17 protein-coding genes are annotated in these 17,959 nt (G+C 47.9%); 16 read left to right on the top strand and 1 reads right to left on the bottom strand.

Going from position 1 to position 17,959, the window contains the following annotated elements; genetic code table 11:
* The first annotated feature begins 20 nt into the window (after positions 1-20).
* From HUN05_03950 to HUN05_03935, 4 genes are read left to right on the top strand one after another with little or no spacing between them, the layout of a single operon-like run.
* Complete coding sequence (locus HUN05_03950) at positions 21-920, top strand: DUF58 domain-containing protein (GenBank protein ID WDP84406.1); 900 nt, start codon at positions 21-23, stop codon at positions 918-920.
* The gene (locus HUN05_03945) at positions 917-2,584 is read left to right on the top strand and encodes a DUF3488 domain-containing transglutaminase family protein (protein ID WDP84405.1); all 1,668 of its coding nucleotides are present in this window, start codon (positions 917-919) and stop codon (positions 2,582-2,584) included. Before HUN05_03950 ends, HUN05_03945 begins: the two co-directional genes overlap by 4 nt.
* Before the next feature lie 41 nt (positions 2,585-2,625).
* Positions 2,626-3,663 (top strand): A/G-specific adenine glycosylase, encoded by a 1,038-nt coding sequence (gene mutY, locus HUN05_03940; protein WDP87913.1) that lies wholly within the window; start codon positions 2,626-2,628, stop codon positions 3,661-3,663.
* A gap of 14 nt (positions 3,664-3,677) precedes the next feature.
* A complete protein-coding gene (locus HUN05_03935) occupies positions 3,678-4,583 on the top strand; it encodes a cation transporter (protein ID WDP84404.1) in 906 nt (301 codons plus the stop codon).
* Here the strand turns inward: HUN05_03935 and HUN05_03930 are convergent.
* Positions 4,580-5,356 (bottom strand): transporter substrate-binding domain-containing protein, encoded by a 777-nt coding sequence (locus HUN05_03930; protein ID WDP84403.1) that lies wholly within the window; start codon positions 5,354-5,356, stop codon positions 4,580-4,582. The genes HUN05_03935 and HUN05_03930 overlap by 4 nt on opposite strands.
* A 475-nt stretch (positions 5,357-5,831) precedes the next feature.
* On the opposite strand from HUN05_03930, the gene HUN05_03925 reads away from it, so the two are divergent.
* From HUN05_03925 to HUN05_03870, 12 genes are all read left to right on the top strand, one after another.
* Positions 5,832-6,413 carry a sigma-70 family RNA polymerase sigma factor gene (locus HUN05_03925; GenBank protein ID WDP84402.1) on the top strand — a complete coding sequence of 194 codons (582 nt, stop codon included), beginning with the start codon at positions 5,832-5,834 and terminating at the stop codon, positions 6,411-6,413.
* A gap of 2 nt (positions 6,414-6,415) precedes the next feature.
* Positions 6,416-7,120, top strand: a complete 705-nt coding sequence (locus HUN05_03920; GenBank protein WDP84401.1) for a hypothetical protein — start codon at positions 6,416-6,418, stop codon at positions 7,118-7,120.
* 80 nt (positions 7,121-7,200) lie between these two features.
* Positions 7,201-7,947 carry a 3-oxoacyl-ACP reductase FabG gene (gene fabG / locus HUN05_03915; GenBank protein WDP84400.1) on the top strand — a complete coding sequence of 249 codons (747 nt, stop codon included), beginning with the start codon at positions 7,201-7,203 and terminating at the stop codon, positions 7,945-7,947.
* Positions 7,948-8,510: 563 nt separating this feature from the next.
* Positions 8,511-9,296, top strand: a complete 786-nt coding sequence (locus HUN05_03910) for an SDR family oxidoreductase (GenBank protein ID WDP84399.1) — start codon at positions 8,511-8,513, stop codon at positions 9,294-9,296.
* A gap of 76 nt (positions 9,297-9,372) precedes the next feature.
* Positions 9,373-9,804: an NUDIX domain-containing protein gene (locus tag HUN05_03905; protein WDP84398.1), complete on the top strand. Its 432-nt coding sequence runs from the start codon at positions 9,373-9,375 to the stop codon at positions 9,802-9,804.
* 518 nt (positions 9,805-10,322) lie between these two features.
* The gene (locus HUN05_03900) at positions 10,323-11,006 is read left to right on the top strand and encodes an amino acid ABC transporter ATP-binding protein (GenBank protein ID WDP84397.1); all 684 of its coding nucleotides are present in this window, start codon (positions 10,323-10,325) and stop codon (positions 11,004-11,006) included.
* Positions 11,007-11,086: 80 nt separating this feature from the next.
* Entirely contained in the window at positions 11,087-11,836 is a 750-nt protein-coding gene (locus tag HUN05_03895) for a transporter substrate-binding domain-containing protein (GenBank protein ID WDP84396.1), read from the top strand.
* Between the two features lie 107 nt (positions 11,837-11,943).
* The gene (locus HUN05_03890; GenBank protein WDP84395.1) at positions 11,944-12,636 is read left to right on the top strand and encodes an ABC transporter permease subunit; all 693 of its coding nucleotides are present in this window, start codon (positions 11,944-11,946) and stop codon (positions 12,634-12,636) included.
* Positions 12,636-13,328 (top strand): ABC transporter permease, encoded by a 693-nt coding sequence (locus HUN05_03885; protein WDP84394.1) that lies wholly within the window; start codon positions 12,636-12,638, stop codon positions 13,326-13,328. The genes HUN05_03890 and HUN05_03885 overlap by 1 nt, the downstream gene beginning before the upstream one ends.
* Positions 13,329-13,975: 647 nt before the next feature.
* A complete protein-coding gene (locus tag HUN05_03880) occupies positions 13,976-15,094 on the top strand; it encodes an ISAs1 family transposase (GenBank protein ID WDP84393.1) in 1,119 nt (372 codons plus the stop codon).
* Between the two features lie 280 nt (positions 15,095-15,374).
* On the top strand, positions 15,375-17,105 hold the full coding sequence (locus HUN05_03875; GenBank protein ID WDP87912.1) for a YcaO-like family protein: 1,731 nt from the start codon (positions 15,375-15,377) through the stop codon (positions 17,103-17,105).
* Complete coding sequence (locus tag HUN05_03870; protein ID WDP84392.1) at positions 17,098-17,955, top strand: hypothetical protein; 858 nt, start codon at positions 17,098-17,100, stop codon at positions 17,953-17,955. Before HUN05_03875 ends, HUN05_03870 begins: the two co-directional genes overlap by 8 nt.
* The last annotated feature ends 4 nt before the right edge of the window (positions 17,956-17,959 follow it).

The raw sequence follows: 17,959 nt of genomic DNA, 5'->3' as shown, positions 1-17,959 counted from the left end.
AATGTTAAGAGGCCTGTAGTATGATTATCGACAAAAAAGACCTCTCATTGTGCCCGACCCAGCATGGCAGTCTTTTTTTTGCTATCCTTTTGGCCATGCTCCTTGGATCCATCAATTACAACAACAATGCAGGATTCACCCTGGTCTTTCTTCTCGGCACCATGGTTGTAATCTCATTGTTTCATTCCTATCAAAACCTGCTCGGCCTTAAATTTTTTGTGCCCCATGTTCAGCCGGTATTCATGGGCCGTTTTATGATTTTTCCCATCAGGGTCAAAGCCGGAGCCAACCAGGGCCGGTCCCTTTTCCTCACCCCCCCGAGCCAAGTCGCTCTGCCCTTTTCACAAGAAGATAAGACCAGCCCCTGGTTTGATCTTAAAATCAAATCCCGAAAAAGGGGATATCTTGTTCCCAAAAACCTGGTCCTGAGTTCTGTCTATCCCTTTGGCCTGTTCAGGCTTTCGGCAAAGCTCTCCTTGGACACCAAAGGACTTGTATATCCGGCACCTGAACATAAAAAAATTGCCCGGGGCCAGGCCGGCGATACCCGGGACGGCCAAAAACCAAGTACATTCCAAGGACCTGACGATTTTCAAGGGCTCAAACCCTATGTCCCTGGAAATCCCCTGGGCCGAATTTCCTGGAAAACCTTTTCAAGGGGCCGGGGAATGTTCGTCAAGGATTTCACCTCCCCGACCGGCCAGGATATTTTATTTGATCTGAGTCTGATCCGGCAAGGGGATATTGAATCAAAACTCTCCCTGATCTGCGGGGCAATTCTTGATGCTGAAAAAACAAACCAACGGTATGGGCTTAAAATTGGCAAAACCTTTTCCAAAATGCCTAAAAATGGAAACGCCCATCTTCATTCATGCCTTGAGGCCCTTGCCCTGTATGACCCTGACCAGGTCCTGCCATGAAAAACCTAACCCCCAAAACCCGGGCAATTTCCATGAACCCAGAAAAAAAGGAGACCCTGCCCATCCTTTTTGCCCTGGTGGTCGCTATTGTTCCCCATGTGCCCGACCTTCCCGTCTGGATCAATCTCTGGTGCCTGACCATGTGGGGATATATACTGGTCCGGTTCAAAACCGGGTGGCCCCTTCCTCCGGCCTGGATCCGTCATTGTCTGACCTTCTCGGCAGTTGCAGGGCTTTTAATCTTTTTTAGGTTCAGGATCGGAGCAGACGCTTTTGTGGGGCTGATGGCTCTGATGGCCGCCATAAAACCCTTTGAAATGCCGACCCACCGCCACAGGATGATTACCCTGCTGTTAACCTATTTTATGATTATCACCTCCCTGTTCCGGTCCGATGCTTTGTTCACCATGATTTATATGCTGTTCAGTGTCTTTGTCACCACCCTATCCCTGGTAAAGATCAATTGGCCAGAATCCAGCATTAAACAGAGCCGAAATCTTGCAGGCTCTATCCTGGCCAGGGCCCTGGCCGTTCTGCTGTTCATGGTTTTCCCCAGGCTGCCGGACAGTCTTTTCGGGTTCCAGGACCCGTCCAAGGGAAAATCCGGGTTTTCAGACCGGCTGGAACCTGGGCACATTTCCAGCCTGAAAAAAGGGTATAAAACAGATTCAGCACCTGCTGAACCCCAAAAAACTGATCCTGTCACGAAGATGCAAAGACAAATCCTTTTAAACGGCAAATCCCTAAACCCCAGAACCCGTCAGCTGGCCCGAAACCTGGGTAAAACAACGGACAATCCAAGGGATACGGCCACTAAAATTCTTGCCTATTTTAAAAAGAACAAGTTTGTCTACTCCCTGACACCGCCCCTTTTAGGCGACCACCCCATTGACAGCTTTATCTTTGACACCCAAAAAGGATATTGCGGTCATTATGCGTCAGCCACAGCCTTTATGCTCAATGAGGCAGGCATTCCAGCCCGGGTCGTGGGCGGGTATCTGGGCGGAGAATTTAACCCCTACGGCAACTATCTCATTGTTCGGCAGTCCTATGCCCATGCCTGGGTGGAATATTTTGACAAGGACTGGATACGGAGGGATCCCACGGGCGCGGTGGCCCCCCAGCGGTTGTTTACCAACCCGGACGGCTCCCTTGTCCGTCCAGGATCAGGCGCTTCAGCCCTGAACCTTTTGTCCAGGATCCGATTTGCCATGGATGCCGCCAACCTTGAATGGGAATCCTGGTTTACCGGATACTCCTATTTTAAACAAAAAGCCTGGCTCACAACCCTGGGTTTAGTCCGGGGCAACCAGGCCACAGGACTTGTTCTGATCTTGTTGACCCTATCTGTTGCAGGGATTGTTTTCTCTGTTCTGGCATGGCAGTTTTCCAGGTCCCACCCCCCTTTGGACCCGATCAAACACACCATGAATCAATTTTATAAAAAGCTGTCCAAAATCGGGCTGGTGCCACCCCCCGGCCAGGGACCCAAAACATTCTCAGATCTTTGTATCAAAAAAAGACCGGATCTTTGTCTGGAAATTCAATTGATCATGGATTTATACTCAGGTCTTCGGTATACAAAAGAATGTGATGACGCAAGCCTGGAAAAGTTCCAGTCCCAAGTCAAACGATTCAGGCCTAAAACAAAGGAAACCCTGTGAGTCTTTCATCCCCCCAAATACTGGCGTTTCAAACCCAACTCATGGACTGGTACAGGGCAAATTCCCGCAAACTGCCCTGGCGGGACAAGGTCTCCCCATACCGGGTCTGGGTCTCTGAAGTCATGCTTCAGCAAACCCAGGTAAAAACCGTTATTCCCTATTATGAAAAATTCATGGCAGCCTTTCCCGATGTCCGGGATCTTGGATCTGCCGACCTTGAACAGGTGCTAAAATTATGGGAAGGGCTTGGGTATTATGCCCGGGCCAGAAACCTTCACAAAGCCGCAGGCATCGTGAACAAAGAGATGAAAGGAATCATCCCTGATCGCTTTGACGCTTTTTTATCCCTTCCAGGGGTCGGGGATTATATTGCCTCGGCTGTTTTGAGCATTGCATTTGGCCAGGCACATGCCGTGGTGGACGGGAATGTAAAAAGAGTGCTGGCCAGACTATTTTGCATGGATACCCCGATCAACGCGAATATTGCCCATAAAAAATTCAAGGCTGAGGCTGGCCGCCTCATTTTCAAACAAGATCCCGGCAGCTTTAACCAGGCTGTGATGGAACTGGGCGCCCTGGTCTGCACCCCGAAAAACCCGGTCTGTACAGCCTGTCCCCTGGCATCAGCCTGCAGCGCCCTTAAAAAAGACAGGGTCAGCTTTTATCCGGTTCGAATAAAGAAAAAAAAGATTCCCACCCATCATATTTCAGTGGGGATTGTCCGCAAAAACGACCTTGTCCTGATCACCCGAAGAAAGTTGTCCGGCCTGCTGGGCGGACTCTGGGAATTTCCAGGGGGCCATGTTGAAAAAGGAGAATCCCCGGACCAGGCCTGTGTCCGGGAAATCAGGGAGGAAACAGGAATTGAATCCAGGGCAGATACCTTTTTGACACGGGTGAGCCATGCCTATACCCATTTTAAGATTGAAATGGATGTCTTTTACTGCGATTATATTTCCGGCAGGGTTTGCTTAAAAGGCCCCATTGACCATAAATGGGCCAGAATAAAGGATTTGAATCAATATCCCTTTCCAAAGGCCAACCTGAAATTCATACCCCTGATTGCAGATAAAAATTAATATTAAGGATGACTATGAGCACTTCCCAGGGCAAGGCCAGGATACGAAAAATTACCCTGGCAGGGCTTTTTGCAAACATTGGACTTTCAATTGTTAAACTGGTCATCGGTCTCTATGGAAACAGCCAGGCGGTTGTGGCAGATGCCCTTCACAGTTTTTCCGACACCTCTTCTGACTTTGTGATTCTTTTCGGGGTAAAGTACTGGACCGCCCCGGCAGACGAAAGCCATCCCTTCGGCCACCAGAAAATAGAGTCTTTTGTCACCATCGGCATCGGAATCATCCTCCTGGGTGTGGCTGTTACCATCGGGTACAAGGCAGTTCTGGCCCTCATGACCCCGGGGACACAGGCCACCTTGTCCTGGATCACATTCACCGCCCCCTTGCTTTCCTTTGCAGTCAAAGAAATCCTCTTCCGCCTGACCTATCAAGTGGGCGTGGAAACAAATTCATCTTCGGTAAAGGCCAATGCATGGCACCACAGGACAGATGCGCTTTCCTCCCTGCCCGTTCTGGTGGCGGTGATCGCCTGCCTGATCAACCCAAAACTGGCCTTTCTTGACCAGGTCGGGGCCATTCTTGTTTCCGTATTCATTGTAAAGGTCGGCCTGGACATCCTTTTCTCCAGCATTGGGGAGCTTTTGGACACCAGCATGTCTTCACAAGACCTAGAGGTGGTAAAACAAATCATCACCCAGACCCCGGGGGTGCTCGGAGTCCACAAAATCCGAACCCGGAAACTGGCCGGCTCCTTCTACATGGATCTTCACCTTGAGGTGGACGGCAAGCTTACGGTATTTCAGGGCCATAATATTGCAGAAAAAGTGAAACAGGTGCTTGTTGAAAAAAACACCAGGATTATTGACGTCATGGTTCACCTTGAACCTTACGGGCCGGAAACCCAAAAAAGATTCAATTAAAAATCCGAGGGAAGGGTGAAGTTTTTACCGGAATATTTTTTGTACATCTTTTTTATTACACCCGCTTTTAAAAGCTTGGAAAAATTCTGATCAAAGACTTGAGTCAATCTTTTTCCCTTTTCGGTTTTTGAAAAAACAATGTAGAGCTTTAATTCGCAAATTGGCTGCATCACAAAATCTTTGATTTGATAGGCCTGATTTTCTTTGAAAAAATCCTTTATATCACCTTCAGCATCCAAGACAAAATCTCTTTTTGACAAGAGAAGCAGGTTCACCCCTATTTTTCTCGAATCAACCCTTCTAAGGGAGGTTGTGTACATTACAGACCGGGGAAGATACTGGTTAAATGAATACCCCTCAATCCAGGCAAGTCTTTTGCCTTTAATCGTTTCGATGCCATCCCATTTAATTTTTGATTTTTTCTTGTAAAGCGCCTGGACAATATCAACGGCAAAATGGTGTTCAGGATAAAGGCCTTCTTTGATTTCATCAATATAAGCACCAATCATTCCGTCTACGGTTCCATTCCTGACAAGGGTGACCGATCCTGAATAAGATCTTATCAGGGGGGTGACCTGATATCCTTCAGAATCAAAAACAGCCCGTAAAATATCCCAATACAACCCCGTACCATCCCGGTTTGTGGCATCTTTCCATTCTTCGGTTGCAAAGGTAATAGTTTTTTCTTCTGCACTTAAATCCTGAAACCCCATAAAGGTGGCAGATACGATGGCTATAATGGTGATAAAAAAATGATTGAATGAGTATCTCATATAGGTAATTTTATGACGCACCCTCCTGCAAAGCCAAAAGGTTTATTGAAACCCGTTCAATACGGCCACAAACACATGGGGTCATACAATCTTTCAACAGCTTAGGTCATTAAAGCCTTTGATCGTGAACAGATCAAACAATGGGCGGTATTCCCCAAAGCCCGGGGCTTACCCATATATAATTTAAATTGAAAACGATAATCCTAAAGTAACCTTTCTAATTGTCAAAATCAATCTATAGACCCATAATCTTAATTTTTTGATGCAATCCTGGGGGGTATCTAACCAATGGGTAAATACATGAAAGCGCTTTTAACTGCCAGTCCAGGCACAATAAACCAAATCTGGAATAAAAAAGCAGGAAAAAGCCTCATAAGGTAAAGATTGCAAAAATGCTTTTGCACGGATTGGTTGCAAAGGCTCATTTCCTGATTACCTTAAACAGACAAGGAGGCGCAAGCCGGGAAATGAGTCCATGATATTAAAAAAAAACAGGGCCAAACAAAAGTTCAAGAGCCTGACCTATCCGCATATGACGCTTTTGTACAATGTTGCCTTGAGGTATACGGGCAACGTGTATGATGCCGAGGATATTGTTCAAGAAACGTATTTGATGGCCTTTAACAAGTTCCACCAATTAAAGGATCCGTCCAGGTGCAAGCCATGGCTGCTCAGAATTTTAAGAAATAATTTTCTGAAAATCTGCCAGAAGAACAAATCCAGGCAGCGGCTAAAGGAAGAGGACTATCTTGACTTTCTTAAGCAGCAGATCCGGCAAAAGGATGCTGAGGAACAGATATTGGAACGGTCCGATGCCCTTTTGCTCAACGCTGCCATTGACAGGCTCCCTGTGAAATACAGGGAGGTGCTGATCCTGTATTATATGGATGAAATGCGTTACAGAGAAATTGCAGCAGCCCTTGATATCCCCATTGGTACGGTGATGTCCAGGTTGACCCGGGCCAGGGAAAACCTTAAAACAGGGTTGTTGAAAAAATTCAAACCGTCCGGGGAAAAAATATTGGACATTAACTTTAACCGCCAGGCCGTAAAATAAAAATGGATTGTAAAGAATTCCAGCATTGGCTGACCCATCGTGATATCCACGACCAGATCCTTGCCCATGGGGCTGCCCGACATATAAAAGAGTGCCGTGAATGCAAGGCATTATTTCTCAAGGACAATGAACTCGAACAGGCAATTGTCCAAGCGATTTCCTTTAAAACGCCCCCCCGAGGGCTGGAGGAGAGTATAAATGCAAGCCTTGACCAGGATGCCGGTTTTTTTACAACTTCTGTAAAAAAATACGCACTGGCCATCACAGGCCTTGCTGCTGCCTGCATTGTTCTTTTGGCCCTTGTACTGACCGTTCCCCCCAAAACGCCCGCCTTTAAAAACCTAAATCAAATCAGTCTAAAGGCCGTAGCCACTCACCTTAAAGGGAATCAGCAAATGGATTTTAATGCCGACGATGTGGACCAGGCCCTGGCCCTGCTCACAAAAGAACTCGGTTTCAAAGTCCTGCTTCCGGATTTTGCGACCCTTAACTGCATCCTTCTCGGGGGCCGGCTCTGTGCCATAGGGGAATGCAGGGCCGCCTATTTTGTGATTGAGCAGGACCAAAAAAAAGGATCGCTTTTTATCATGAATTCGGATTACATTGATTTTTCAATGGCCGAGGGCAGCCGGTTCAACACCCACATAAAAGGCTGTGAAACCTGTGTCTGGAAAAACCACGACCAGGTATATGCCATGGTCTTTTAACCCCGGATGATTTCTTGACAAAAAACCCCAGCCTTTCTATAAATCCAATACAAATTTGAACTGATTTTAAGGATGCTTCCATGAAAAACGCCAATGAGAAATCCCAAAAAAAAATTGCCCTGGTTACCGGTGCCAGCCGTGGAATCGGCAGGGCAATTGCAAAAACCCTTGCCCAAACCAATTGTTTTGTTTACATCAATTACAATTCAAGCAAAACTGAGGCCCAAACCACCCTTGAACAGGTCAGAAAGGCAGGATCCGACGGCGCCCTGATCCCCTTTGACGTTACCAACCAGAACGCTGTCCAGGCCCAACTGAAAACTATTTTCAAAGAAAAAGGACAGATCGACGTTCTGGTAAACAATGCCGGCATCAGGGATGACAAACTCATGGTCATGATGAAAAATGAAAGCTGGCAAAGGGTTATGGACACCAATTTGACCGGTTTTTTTAATGTGACAAAATTGGTCGTCAAAAAAATGCTGTCCAAACGCTGGGGACGGGTGATCAACATCGCCTCTGCCTCCGGCCAGGTGGGACATCCCGGTCAGGTTAACTACTCGGCATCCAAGGCAGGCCTCATCGGTGCGACCATGGCCCTGGCCAAAGAGGTTGCCAGCCGGAACATCACTGTGAACGCCGTGGCCCCCGGGTTCATTGAAACAGAGATGGTCCAGGGCCTGCCCCTTGAACAGATCGCCAAAGATGTCCCGGCAGGCCGGCTGGGAAAACCCCAAGAGGTCGCTGCAGCCGTCTCCTTTCTGAGTTCCCATGAGGCCAGATACATCACAGGCCAGATCCTGGGCGTCAATGGGGGCGTGTGCTGATTTAATCAGCCGAATCCCAAGATCCGTTTGATCAAGCAAGATCACAACTGGCTGGCCTTAAAGCTACCGGTCAGAATATAACCTCCCATATATCTTATCTTTTTAATCATCTTCGGCGTTGGGTGGCTGGGCACATATGTCTAATATGCTCCCTGCCTTCCGCCTTGAATACGATTAAAATTCTTAAGCCATATTTTGAAAGATTTTAATTCGACCGTGAGCCTAAATTGACATTATTGACAAGGAAGATGCCAGAATTGACATTCTTGTAATCGTTTGAATTTAAATACAATCTGGGCTCGTGTATCAGATCCGGCCGGTTCATACCCTCCTAAACCGGATCGGTTTATCTTTGATACAAATAAAATGAACGGATATTTTACACTTTAAAATTTTAACTATCCCAGACAGGACAATGAATTCCATATCATTATACCTTGGGGCCCTGTTGTGCCTGGCACACGAGTTGCTAATCTTTAGATTGCTATTCAGTACAGACCTGTGACAAATTATAAATACTGCCGGCCAGGGTCCGGCAAAAGACAAATAAAGGAGTATCCCTTATGTGTACGGGCAATACAGATTCCATACTGGACTTGAGCGGCAAGGTGGCCATTATTTCAGGCGGTTCTTCGGGCATTGGGTTTGGCACGGCAGAGCTTTTGGCTTCCCAGGGCGCTGTGGCCGTGATTCTGGACGTTGATGAGGTCAAGGGTAAAAATGCAGTAAAAACCATTAGTGCAAGGGGACACAAGGCTGAGTTTATCGCCTGCAATGTCATTTCAGCCAAGGCGTGTTGCGCCGCAATTGACCAGGTTGTTACACAATACAAACGAATTGACATTTTGTTCAACAATGCCGGGGTGATCCGGAGAAAAACCGTTGAAGACCTTGAAGAAAGCGAATGGGATATCGTCGTTGACGTGACCCTCAAAGGTGCGTTTCTTCTGTCCAAATACTGCGTTCCCGTCATGGCAAAAAACGGGGGGGGCAGCATCATTAACACCGGCTCAGGCTGGGGATTAAAAGGGGGCAACCAGGCCGTGGCCTATTGTGCTGCCAAAGGCGGCATTGTGAACATGACCCGGGCCATGGCCATTGACCATGGACCCCAGAATATCCGGGTCAATTCTGTCAGCCCCGGCGACATTGACACCCCTTTGCTCCATGATGAGGCAAAGCAGCTTGGAGAGGATGATGCCGCCTTTATGGAAGAGGCTGCAGACCGCCCCCTGAACCGGGTGGGGGCTCCCCGGGATGTGGCCAACGCGGTTCTCTTTTTTGCCAGCCCCATGTCCCAGTGGGTCACGGGCACTAATTTAACCGTTGACGGCGGAGGACTTGCCTAAACCGCATACTCGGCCTAAGCCGGTCCAAAACCCGGTATTAATATTATAGTCATTTTTAAGGATACCCCCCAAAATAATGGACAAATTTGTTGTCGGGTTTGGATTTACCATAGATGAGGAGCAGACTGATTCCAGGGTGCTCCTCGTCAAAAAGAACAGGCCGGCATGGCAAAAGGGGAGGCTCAACGGAATCGGCGGAAAAATAGAAGCCAAAGAGAGCCCTCAGGCTGCCATGGCACGTGAATGTCTTGAAGAAACAGGCCTGGAGTTGACCTGGACGCTGAGGGGACTTTTAAGGGGCACCAATATAGATGGCCGTGCCTTTGAATGCCATCTTTTTTACGCATATTCAAATGATCTCTTAAATTTTCAACAAAGAGAAGACGAACCCATAGGCCTTTATCGCCCAGAAGAATTGTCAACGCATCAAATCGTGGACAGCCTGGATTTTTTGATTCCCTATGGGCTTTCCAAAGACCGGCTCCCCTTTATGACACTGACCTATTGAGCAGCGGCTTTCAAGTCCGTCAATGAAAAGGCGCAAACCCCATGCTTTGTCAAGATTGGCACGAGAATGACAACCTTGACAATCCACCCATCCCCTTGAATTTAAAGAAAATCATCCCCCAAAGTCAGGCCTGAACCGGCCAGAGCAACTTGAGTTTGGGCCAATGTCTTTTTGATTTGGACCAGGCCGCCTGGTTTTAAATCTGAAAAACTAAAAATTATTCCAGGCAGGCTAACGGATTCCGCGGAATTACCCCAAAGGCCGTTGCTGGCTGGCACGCTCGTTGCTAATCATTGCTGTTGAGTACTAATTTAAATTTAATTTTTAAGGCCGCCCTGGCAATTAATAGACACGCCTTACAAGGCAAAACCGCCAGAGGGGAAAAGAATGCCGCCGTTATGAAACGGGCCGGCCATTCCCGGGACATTGGCAAATCGGTTCTTTTTTGCAAGCCCCATGTTCCGGCACCAACTTAACGGTCAAAGGCTTTCCTGGGGCCGGCAGATGAGAGGGCTGATATGAATCACAGCGACTATGCCATATGCGTTGAAAACCTTCACAAGCGGTTTGGATCCATTAAGGTCCTCAAGGGCATTAATTTTTCCGCCCGAAAAGGAGAGGTGATTTCCATTTTGGGCAGTTCAGGATCCGGGAAAAGCACCCTGCTTCGAAGCATTAATCTTCTGGAAACCCCTGAACAGGGCAATGTATATATTGACGGAGAGATGATCCGAATGCAGGGAAAAGAGGAGAGCCGAAAGGCTGCGGATAATTCCCAGATCAATCGCATCCGGTCAAAGCTGGGCATGGTATTCCAGAATTTTAACCTCTGGACCCACATGACCATCATCCAGAATGTCATGGAAGGACAAATCCAGGTATTGGGCAGATCCAAGGCCATGGCCCGGGAAATTGCTGAAAAATATCTAAAAAAAGTCGGGGTGGGAGAAAAGGCAGATGCATACCCCAGCCAGCTATCCGGAGGCCAGCAGCAGCGGGTGGCCATTGCCCGGGCCCTGGCCCATGAAGGCCGGACCATGCTCATTGTCACCCACGAGATGAAGTTTGCAAGGGATGTTTCTTCAAGGATCGTCTTTCTGGATGAAGGGGAAATCACCGAAGACGGCCCCCCGGAAGAGGTATTTACCCACCCGAAAACCGACCGGTTCAGACAGTTTGTCACCATGAACCCGGGACATTAACGGAGGAAACCCCAGGTTAAGCCTGGAAAACATAAGAGACCAGAACAAATCACCCACAACCGAGACACAAGGAGTAGATCATGAAAAAAATCATTGCTTATCTGTTGATCGCACTGTTGATGACGGCAGGAACCGCCCTTTCCATGGAAAAGGTGAGGATCGCCAATGAAACCGCCACCCCGCCCTTTAACTTTGTGGACGGAGACGGAAAAATCCAGGGCTTTGATGTTGAAATCGCAGCGGCCCTGTGTGAGGTTATGGGCGTTGAAAAAGTGGATGTGATCCAGGACTGGGACGGAATGATCCCCGGACTGATGTCCAAAAAATTCGATGCCATCATATCGGATATGTCCATTACTGAAAAGCGCAAAAAAGTGGTTGATTTCTCCGATTCCTACTACGATGAAACAGGCCTGTTCATGGGCCGTTCAACGGAAAATTATCAATTCACCCCCGAAGGACTCAAGGGCAAAAAAGTCGGCGTTCAGCGGGCCACCACCTGGGCCAACTACATCAAAGGGGTCTATGGAAAATCCGTTGAGATCAAATACTATGACACCCCTGCCAGCCAGGTGCTTGATCTGGCATCCGGCAGAATCGACCTGGTGCTTGCCTCTGACATCTTTGTAAACAAAACCATTGCAGACCCGGAAAATAAAGGGGTTAAAAAAATGGGCACCCCCGTTACAGACCGGGCCTACATCGGTGACGGCGTTGGCATTGCCCTGCGCAAAGAGGACAAGGCGCTTCTGGCGGCATTCAACAAAGCCCTGGCCGAAATCAAATCCAACGGCACCTACGACCGTATCTATTCAAAATGGTTTAAATAACCAACAGCCAAAGACCCCAATTGGGGGTATGGTTAAAAGGCGGATTAAACACAAGGTACCGGCAAGACTGCCGGTACCTTTCAACAAGCTCATAAGAGAGGTCTTTTGTGATTGACTTGTACGGATACGGCGGTGCCCTGGCAGCCGGAACTGTCGGCACCATCAAGATAATGATGATGTCTTTGGCGCTGGGACTGATTTCCGGCATGGCCGGGGCAGGGGCCAAACTTTCCGGGATAAAGATCTTAAGCTGGCTCACGGACACATGGACCATCGTCATCCGGGGCGTGCCAGAGCTCATTTTGGTGTTATTTGTCTATTTCGGCGGATCTGCCATCATCACACAAGGGGCGGCCCTGTTGGGATTTGAACTCTATATTGAAATCAATCCCATGGTGGCGGCGGTATTCACCCTGGGCCTGGTATACGGGGCCTATGCCACGGATGTGTTCAGGGTTTCCATTCTGGCCGTGGCCAAGGGTGAATTAGAGGCGGCCCGGGCCATAGGCATGGGCCGGACCAAGGTCTTTTTCAGAATTTTATTTCCCCAGATCTGGCGCTATGCGCTTCCAGGCCTGGGCAATCTGTTCATGATTCTTCAAAAGGACACCGCCCTGGTCTCGGTCATCGGAATGAACGAACTGATGCGAAACGCCTCCCAGGCCGTTGCAAACACCCGAAAGCCCTTTACCTTCTATATCACGGCTGCACTCATCTATCTTGGAATCACTACAATTACCACCCTGGTCCTTTACGTTCTGGAACAACGGGCCAACCGTGGTGTGGGGACGGTGTCATAATGGATATGGAATTGATAAAAGAATGCCTGCCCCAACTCATTGACGGCACATTCATCACCTTGAAGCTGGTCGGAATCACCATGGTGGCCGGGCTGGTTCTGGCCATTCCCCTGGCCTTGATACGAAATGCAAAATCAAAACTGCTCAGCCTCCCGGCATTCCTCTATATTTATTTTTTCAGGGGCACTCCCCTTTTGGTTCAGTTGTTTATCATCTATTATGGATTTTCCCAGTTTGAGTGGATAAGAGATTCCATATTCTGGGTCTTTCTACAGGACAGTTATTGGTGTTCCGTGATTGCCTTTACCCTGAACACGACCGCCTATGCCGGAGAAATCATCAGAGGCGCCATTTTATCCGTCCACAAAGGACAGGTTGAGGCGGCGGTTTCCCTTGGCATGACCCGGTTCCAGATCTACAAACGGATCATCGGCCCCCAGGCCTCCCTGATTGCCATCCCTGGATATTCCAATGAACTTGTACTCATGATGAAAGGCACCTCTTTGGCCTCCACCGTGGCCCTGCTGGAAATCACGGGGATTACCCGGAACCTCATCGCCGAAACCTTCATGCCTGTTGAACTCTTTTTTATTGCCGGATGTATTTACATGCTCTTGTCCGCCGGATTCATCTTTGTCCTCTCTTTGCTGGAAAAACGGATGAGCCGGTTCAGAACCGTGGCAAGCGCCTGAATCAACCTGGACATCAGGACCATTCAACCCGGGCAGATCTACCCGGGTCTGGTTCCTCTTTTTTTTCTCTCCTGCTCTAACCCCTGCCCCCCACCCGCTTCAGGTATTCATAAAGATAAAGACCAAAACCATGAGGCTGGGAATCCATTAAAAGAAAATCACCTTCTGGATTCTTCCCAAATCCACCGCCTAATTGCATATTTGGCTAAGTATGTGGATGTTCTGTGCTTTCCTGGCCACCAGGCGGTACCATATTGCGGCGCCAAGCGAGCGACGAGTGAGGTGTATAAGTCATACGCCCCAGGGAGGAGCAAACCCAGGCAACGAAGAAGATGGTATTTTGATGGTGGATCAGGGATTCTTGCAGGGTCATCGCATGTAACTTTTATTAAGATTCGTCCTTACCCGGCTGGAATAGGTGAGGGGGATTCCGTTAAATCTTAAGCGGTCGTCCTGACCGCTTAAGAAGCGGAAATGATCGGACCTATGCCGTCCTGGCGGGCCGCTCATTTACGCCACTCCACCCCCTTCACCCTATCCCAGCCTGGCTCTCCTGGCTTGCTATAGTATATGAGCATCGAACAAAATTTTCCTAGACATCGCTGCACAGATACGATATATATGGCAATAAACACAAGGAGTTGCCAATGAACGAAAAAAAATCTCTTGAAACTTTTTTTGACAATATTCAGGACCCCAGACACCACAATAAGCTTCATAATTTAATTGATGTCGTCATCATCGCAATTTGTGCGGTAGTTGCTGGCGCAGACACTTATGAGCAAATTGAAAACTTTGGCAAAAAGAGAAAAAGGTGGTTGTCAAAATTTCTAAGCCTTCCCCATGGGATACCCTCCCATGACACCTTTGGCAGAATTTTTGAAAGGATGAACCCGAATGAATTTCAGAGCAGTTTTATGCACTGGGTTCAGTCGGTTGCAAAGATGACCAAAGGTCAAGTCATTGCAATCGACGGCAAAACTCTAAGGCGTTCACACGATACCTCCAATGATAAGAAAGCCATTCATATGATCAGTGCGTGGGCTTCGTCTAATAAAGTGGTTTTAGGGCAATTAAAAACCGAAGAAAAATCAAATGAAATTACGGCCATTCCAAATCTTTTAAAACTTTTAGATATCTCGGGCTGCATTATAACCATTGATGCCATGGGCACTCAAAAGAAAATCGCTGAAACCATAATAAACAAAGGGTGTGACTATGTCCTTGCCCTGAAAGAAAATCATAAAACCTTGCATGATGAAGCGGTACTTTTTTTCAATAAAATGGAAGAAATGAAAAATCAGGGGTACCAGTTTAATGAACAGACCAGTGTTGACGGAGGGCACGGTCGAGTCGAAACGCGCAGGGCTGTGATAACCTCTGATATTGATTGGTTTGAAGATAAAAAAAGTTGGAAAGGTTTGAAAAGTATTGGAATGATTGAATCCACCCGGGAAATGGACGGCCAGATCAGTCATGAAAAGCGATATTATATATCGAGCCTGGATAGCGACCCCAATATTTTTGGTAATGCTGTCAGGAGGCATTGGGGAATTGAAAATTCAGTGCATTGGGTATTGGATATTGCGTTCCGTGAAGACGAAAGCAGAGTCAGAAAGGGGAACTCTCCTGAGAATTTTGCAGCGATTCGGCACATTGCATTAAATTTATTACGGAACAATAAGACATTTAAAGGGAGTGTAAAAACCAAAAGGTTGAATGCTGCTATGGATATCAAATATCTGGAGGAAGTTATGTTTGGATGATACTTGAACCAATCAAAACTATAGGCACTTTACAATATTTACATGCGTGAGCCCTGGGGATTCTTGGTTTCACATTGAACCTTTATGGGGTATTATGATATAGTTTTTGATTTAAGCAAAGAATATGGACAGGTTAGACAGGCATAAATCTGCAGGCCAAAGCCCGGACACAACAGGCAAAGACCGCAGTTTAACACCCCCCGAGAAAACCAGGGCCAGGAAAAAATCAATGCCCCGGCCAAGATCAGGATGAACAAAAATGAAGAAAGGCTCTGCCCCCATGGGTTATAAAATAGAATTAAAAGATGCACAAAAAGGCTATACCTTTGACCAGGATAAAATCATTTCTCCCAAAGAAACCGTGGAGCGTTTCAAACAAAAATCCACCCGCCTGAACTTAGATATTTTAAGCCAAACCCGGCGCATTGACAATGGCCGGCTGGATATCCCCGTGTTTTTCAGCGAATGCGGAACAGATGCCAAAAAGGTGACCGGCACCAACAAACAGATGGGTAAAGGCGGGACACCGGAACAATCAGAAGCAAGCGCTGTCATGGAGCTGGTAGAACGGTTCAGTTTTTTCTCGTTCATGAACGAGGAGGACAATTTCTTTTATGCCACCCCGGAAGAACTTGGAAAAAAGGCCCTGGATTACAGCCTCATTGTCAAATCCGTTCATGACAATGAGGCAGATGCCTTAAAGGTCAAACCTATTTTTGACAAACTCCCCCTCCAATGGACCCGGGGGTATGATCTTAGTGCCCAAAAAGAGGTGAATATCCCCTTTAACTGGTTTTACATGATCAATGAATTTAACGGTCCAAGTGCGGGGAACTGCACGGAAGAAGCCCTGACACAGGGGATCTGTGAACTTGTGGAACGCCATACCTCCTCTTTGGTCAGCCAGAAAAAACTGGCAGTGCCCGGAATCCGGCTGGACTCGTTTACCGACCCTCTGGTCAAAGAGATGCTGGAAAAATTCAAAACCCAGGGAATCGAGGTATATGCCTCAGACTTTACCCTGGATACGGGGATTCCCACCATTGCCGTTTTGGCCTGGGATCCGGCCACCTTTCCCCAGATGAGTGAAATCGTCTGGACCGCAGGCACCTCTCCGGACCCTGAAAAAGCTATGAGCCGTGCCCTCACGGAAGTGGCCCAGCTGGCAGGAGATTTTAACACCGGCTCCAACTATATCGCCTCGGGCCTGCCCAAATTCACAAATATCCAAGACGCCGCTTTGATTACCTGCCCCAAGACCATGGTCAAGGCATCTGACCTGCCCAATCTTTCCTCGGACAATATCCGGGAAGAAGTGGAAAACCTGATCAGCACTCTGGAAGAGAAGGGGTTTCATATTCTGGCCATGAGCACCATGCATCCGGGCCTTGAAATTCCGGCCTTTTATTCCATCATTCCCGGGGCCCATTTCAGGGAGCGGGCTGCCGCAGCTTCCGTGGGTATGTTTTCAGCCCGGCTGATCACGGAAAGTGTTGACCCTGTGACGGCTCTGGCAAGATTGGAGGAACTTGAAAAGGCCCTGCCCGGCAAGTACTACACCAGCTTTTACAAGGGATTGATGCACAATGCAGTCTATGAACAAAAAGAGGCCATAAAACAATTTCAAACCGCCCTTGAAAAGGATCCTGCCCGGCTCAACCTCCCGGATATCTATTCCCACATGGGGGCCTGCCTAAAAGATCTTGAACAATACGACAGGGCCATTGAAATCTGCAACAAGGGGCTCAAGGTCGATGAACAGCGTCCGGACATGTTCAACACGGCAGGCGCCTGCTTTTTCATGACCCAAAAATTTGAATCGGCTGTTGAGTATTTTGAAAAAGCCCTGGAAATTGATCCTTCCCTGGGCATTAATTATGCCAATATCGGCTCCTGCTATAGAGAACTCAAAGAGATTGCCCTGGCCCTTAAATATTATGAAATGGCCTTAAAAGTGGACCCCTCCATTGACTTTGCCCGGGATAATATCGAAAAACTCAAAAATGGATAAACTCCTGGAAATAGGCGCCATTCTCTTTGATGCCTTTAGGGACTTCTGGCACAGGGAGTCCACCCACAAAACCGTATCAACCATCCTGTTGGTGATTTTTCTGGCCAGCCTCGGGGTGATTGAACTCAACCGCCAGGACTTTTTGCCCCCGTCCATGGCAGACCAGATTCCAACAAGCCATTACATGGCCATTAATCTTGCATTTCTCCTGGTATTGATCATGGAAATTTTGGGCATGATCCTTGCCCTTCCAGGATCCATGTCCAGGGCCCTTAGCAAGCAGTTTGAAATTCTGGCCCTGATCTTCTTGAGAAATACATTCAAAGAGTTGTCTATCCTGCCCGAACCCATCTCCCTGAGCCACCACAATGAGGTGATCTGGCATATTCTCTCCTACGGATTCGGGGCCATTGCCATATTCGCCCTGCTCGGGCTGTTCACAGCCATGCAGAAAAACCTGGACAGGGTTCTGGCAAAAGGCCCCTCCCTGGACCGGTTCATTGCAGCTAAAAAAAATGTGGCCCTGTGCATGCTGATCACCTTCTGCGCCATGGGTGTTTACAATCTGGGCCTCAAACTCACAGGCCAGACCGTATTTAGCTTTTTCCCCTCTTTTTACACCGTATTGATATTTTCCGATGTGCTCATGGTGCTCCTGGCCCAGACCTTTCTGCCCCAGTTTCCTGCAGTATTCAGAAACTCAGGCTATGCCCTTGCCACCCTTCTTATCCGGCTTTCCCTGACAGCGCCGGCCTATTTTAGCGTGGTCATCGGCCTGTCTTCGGTTATGCTGGCTGTCTTTCTTACCCTGGTGTACAATAAATTTTACACCTTTAATTCCCAAGGATAACCTA

This window comes from Desulfobacter sp. (genome assembly GCA_028768545.1).
Lineage (GTDB): Bacteria > Desulfobacterota > Desulfobacteria > Desulfobacterales > Desulfobacteraceae > Desulfobacter.
The sequence above is the reverse complement of the archived record's forward strand: the minus strand, read 5'-3'. Positions and strand labels throughout refer to the sequence as shown.

What these genes read in the sequence shown, in the direction of transcription:
- HUN05_03950 (WDP84406.1), top strand. Translation starts at nt 21, where the DNA reads ATGATTATCGACAAAAAAGACCTCTCATTGTGCCCGACCCAGCATGGC.
- HUN05_03945 (WDP84405.1), top strand. Translation starts at nt 917, where the DNA reads ATGAAAAACCTAACCCCCAAAACCCGGGCAATTTCCATGAACCCAGAA.
- mutY (WDP87913.1), top strand. Translation starts at nt 2,626, where the DNA reads ATGGACTGGTACAGGGCAAATTCCCGCAAACTGCCCTGGCGGGACAAG.
- HUN05_03935 (WDP84404.1), top strand. Translation starts at nt 3,678, where the DNA reads ATGAGCACTTCCCAGGGCAAGGCCAGGATACGAAAAATTACCCTGGCA.
- HUN05_03930 (WDP84403.1), bottom strand. Translation starts at nt 5,356, where the DNA reads ATGAGATACTCATTCAATCATTTTTTTATCACCATTATAGCCATCGTA.
- HUN05_03925 (WDP84402.1), top strand. Translation starts at nt 5,832, where the DNA reads ATGATATTAAAAAAAAACAGGGCCAAACAAAAGTTCAAGAGCCTGACC.
- HUN05_03920 (WDP84401.1), top strand. Translation starts at nt 6,416, where the DNA reads ATGGATTGTAAAGAATTCCAGCATTGGCTGACCCATCGTGATATCCAC.
- fabG (WDP84400.1), top strand. Translation starts at nt 7,201, where the DNA reads ATGAAAAACGCCAATGAGAAATCCCAAAAAAAAATTGCCCTGGTTACC.
- HUN05_03910 (WDP84399.1), top strand. Translation starts at nt 8,511, where the DNA reads ATGTGTACGGGCAATACAGATTCCATACTGGACTTGAGCGGCAAGGTG.
- HUN05_03905 (WDP84398.1), top strand. Translation starts at nt 9,373, where the DNA reads ATGGACAAATTTGTTGTCGGGTTTGGATTTACCATAGATGAGGAGCAG.
- HUN05_03900 (WDP84397.1), top strand. Translation starts at nt 10,323, where the DNA reads ATGAATCACAGCGACTATGCCATATGCGTTGAAAACCTTCACAAGCGG.
- HUN05_03895 (WDP84396.1), top strand. Translation starts at nt 11,087, where the DNA reads ATGAAAAAAATCATTGCTTATCTGTTGATCGCACTGTTGATGACGGCA.
- HUN05_03885 (WDP84394.1), top strand. Translation starts at nt 12,636, where the DNA reads ATGGATATGGAATTGATAAAAGAATGCCTGCCCCAACTCATTGACGGC.
- HUN05_03880 (WDP84393.1), top strand. Translation starts at nt 13,976, where the DNA reads ATGAACGAAAAAAAATCTCTTGAAACTTTTTTTGACAATATTCAGGAC.
- HUN05_03875 (WDP87912.1), top strand. Translation starts at nt 15,375, where the DNA reads ATGGGTTATAAAATAGAATTAAAAGATGCACAAAAAGGCTATACCTTT.
- HUN05_03870 (WDP84392.1), top strand. Translation starts at nt 17,098, where the DNA reads ATGGATAAACTCCTGGAAATAGGCGCCATTCTCTTTGATGCCTTTAGG.